This is a genomic window from Mesorhizobium sp. M7A.F.Ca.CA.002.05.1.1 (assembly GCF_003998335.1).
Classification (GTDB): Bacteria; Pseudomonadota; Alphaproteobacteria; order Rhizobiales; family Rhizobiaceae; genus Mesorhizobium.
In genome coordinates this window covers 1-3,288 of sequence record NZ_RZQI01000684.1, presented here as the reverse complement: position 1 = coordinate 3,288, position 3,288 = coordinate 1, and the positions used below count along the sequence as shown (strand labels likewise).

2 protein-coding genes and 1 pseudogene are annotated in these 3,288 nt (G+C 62.7%); all 3 read right to left on the bottom strand.

Annotation, left to right across the window (positions count from 1 at the left end; genetic code table 11):
• Positions 1 to 1,372: NADP-dependent phosphogluconate dehydrogenase (gndA, locus tag EN939_RS26585; RefSeq protein ID WP_127270724.1), on the bottom strand; the 1,372-nt coding region annotated here is incomplete at its 3' end.
• Positions 1,373 to 1,602: 230 nt separating this feature from the next.
• On the bottom strand, positions 1,603 to 2,301 hold the full coding sequence (locus EN939_RS26580) for a trypsin-like serine peptidase (RefSeq protein WP_127270723.1): 699 nt from the start codon (positions 2,299 to 2,301) through the stop codon (positions 1,603 to 1,605).
• A gap of 629 nt (positions 2,302 to 2,930) precedes the next feature.
• Positions 2,931 to 3,288 (bottom strand): annotated as a pseudogene (locus EN939_RS26575) (copper resistance protein CopC); the annotation flags it as partial.

Sequence of the window (3,288 nt, the reverse complement as noted above, 5' to 3'; positions counted from 1 at the left end):
GCTCGAAGCCGTGCGCGCCGAAGAAGTCGCGCTGCGCCTGGATCAGGTTCGAGGTGCCGCGGCCCTGGCGGTAGCTGTCGAAATAGGCAAGTGCGGAAGACAGCGCCGGCACCGGCGAACCGGCCTCCGAAGCCCTCGCCACGATGCGGCGCAGCGACGGATGCGCCTCCTGCATCAGCGCGATGAAGGCCGGGGCCATCAGGAGGTTGGTCGAGGCGCCGCCCTTGCTGAAGGCTTCCGCCATGGTGTCGAGCATCTGCGAGCGGATGATGCAGCCGGCGCGCCAGATCCTGGCGATGGTCGGCATCGGCAGGTTCCAGTTGAATTCCTTGGAGGCGCCGCTCATCACCGCAAAACCTTGGGCGTAGGCGGCGATCTTGCCGGCGAACAGCGCCAACTCCAGATCTTCCAGCAGGGCATCTTTGTCACCGGAAATCTTCGTCACGCCGACGTTGCCGTAGGCCTTTTCCGCCGCCAGCCGCTCGTCCTTGATCGATGACAGAACGCGTGCCGCCACCGCCGCCTCGATCGCCGTCGCCGGAATGCCGAGTTGCTGCGCCTCGATGCCCGACCATTTGCCGGTGCCCTTCTGGCCGGCGCGGTCGAGGATGATGTCGACCACCGGCTTGCCGGTCTTCGGATCGTCTGATGCCAGCACCTTGGCGGTGATCTCGATCAGGTAGGAGTTGAGCCGGCCCTTGTTCCAGTTGGCAAACACCGCGCCGATCTCTTTCGGGCCCATGCCCAGGCCGTCGCGCAAGATGCCGTAAATTTCGGCGATCATCTGCATGTCGGCATATTCGATGCCGTTGTGGATGGTCTTGACGAAATGCCCGGCACCGTCGGTGCCGAGCCATGCCGCGCAGGGTTCGTCCTTGAACTTGGCGGAGATCGCCGTCAGCACCTTCTCGACGCGCTTCCATGAGTCCTCTGTGCCGCCGACCATGATCGACGGCCCGTGGCGCGCGCCCTCCTCGCCACCGGACACGCCCATGCCGATGAAGGTGAGGTCCGAGCCGGAAAGCTCGGAGAAGCGCCGCATCGTGTCGCGGAAATTGGCGTTGCCGGCATCGATGACGATGTCATTGGCCGACAGCACGCCGCGCAGCGCAGCGATCTGTTCGTCGACCGGCTTGCCGGCCAGCACCATGATGATGATCGGGCGCGGCGGCCGGATGGCGGCGGCAAGCTCTTCCAGGCTGTAGCAGGGCACGACCATGTCCCTGAGCGCGCCGGCGTTCTCGATGAAAGCGTCGGTGCGCGCCCTGGTGCGGTTGAAGACAGCGATGCGGTGCCCGTGCTCGGCGATGTTGAGCGCCAGGTTGGAGCCCATCGTGCCAAGGCCGATCAGGCCGATTTCGGCATTTTCCATCGTTTCTTCCCTGCTTCGGATCTTGTTGGTTCGAGCCCGCGATTTGCGCGGATGCCCATTCATCACGGGATGCCATTCTTCACGGGATGATTGACGGGCCTTTCGGGCCGCGTCAACCGCCTCGCCGAATTGTGTTGCGCGGATCGAACGTGAAGACCAGAGCCCGAGAAGATTGGCAATCGGCGCGGCCGCCGGGAAGTTCAGGTGCCGGCGTCGAGGGAGAAGCGGGTTCAGAAATTGTAGTTGGCATAGCCATGGTAGACCAAATCCACCATTGCGTCCCCTCCGGCAAAGAGCAGATTCACGTTCCAAGGAGGGTTCCAAGGCGGGAAGGGAACCACGAACTCGGTTTCCTGGCCATGGCAAACTCCCACGACGCGCCAGTCGTCGCGGATGAAGCCGAACAGAGGTCCTCCCGACCACCCGTGGCCGGCGAAGTTTGTCGTTTCAAGCTCGCGCGCATGCTTGTCTCCGTCGACATCTCTTATGAAGGCAGCCAGCTCGACAGCCGGGTATCCGGCGGCGAAATCAGGATAGCCAGCGCTCATGTAAAGATGGTCGAAATACTCATCGTGGTCGTCGAAGGCCTGCGTACCCAGCCAGCCGCAGACGTTGCCAATCGGATCAATCGTCCTGCAGATTGCATAGTCGCTGGCATCCGCTTTGAACGCCATATCCCAGAAGCCGTCATGCCTGACGCCATACCAGTCGCTGACCCATGTGGAGCCGAAGCGAGGGGAGTGACCCGGGTACATAGCCGGCGTGAATTCGATTTGACAGTTGCCGCTGTAGTCCCACGGCATGACATGGCTGGCTGTCATCAACAGGTTCGGCCCAACCATGAAGGCGGTGCCTCCTGGAAGCTCCTTGCCTTCGGAGAAGGTGCGGATGTGGCCTATCGCCGACCAGGGAAACGCCACCAGATCCATGCCGATAGCCGTAAGCCCCGACCGCTTGACGGCAATATCGCCGTCCGGTCCAGCAAAGAACGGTCGCAACCGTGGGACCGTTCGCACAGCGAGATGGCGAGGAACATAGGCCTTGAGCAGATCCTCGTTTCGCCTGCCCGTGCGCGTCGGCTTGCCCTCAGGCCGCGCGACGGCCTTCGCAACAGGCAGGTTGAGCCTCGATTCCAATCGCGGCACATAGCCCTTCGGCGCAGAGACCCGCTCAGCCACCTTGCGGGCGTCCGGAAATCGGCCCAGGCTGAGATGATTGATGATGTCGACAGGCATCGGCTCCGTCGGATCACGATCAAGTTTTTCGATGAGAGCGCCAAGGTCGTTGTGCGCAGCCAGCGCCCTGAAGTTTGGTTGTCGCCTATTGCGCCCGGCATTCTCGTTCCCCGCAGTGGAGAGGCGTTGCTCCTTCTTCATGCGATTTGTCCTCGCTTGCCCTTGCCAATGCGCCTCGATAGGGCGAGACGACCGCGATTGGCATCGAAACCGAAGTGATGGCCGCCAAAGTCGAACGAAAGCGACCATTTTGACAGTCGTCATTTGCCGACTGGGTCGCTCCTTTTTGCGGGTGCTATTTCGTGAGGACCATAAGGCCGACGCTACGGCCTGATATCGACGGGCGCCTCGATCTTCACCATCTCGAAGTCCGAGACCAGTATGTCGATGCGCACCGTCCACCGGCCCGGCACCGGGATGACGAGGTTGTCGACGCGCCAGCTGCCGTCACCGGGCTTGCTCGCAGCGCGCTTCAGCGGCTCGATGCCGGAATCGGGTTTTGACAGCACAAGCGTCACCTCCTTGGCGTCGAGCGGGCCGAAATCGCCGCTCATGATGACCATCGAGGCAACGACCGGGCCGGCATGGCCGGGAGTGATGCTGAGATCGGCCATCGCTTGCAGCGCGTGGATATGGACCGACACCGGTTGCGCTGCCGCAATCGCCAGGGCTCGTGGCGGC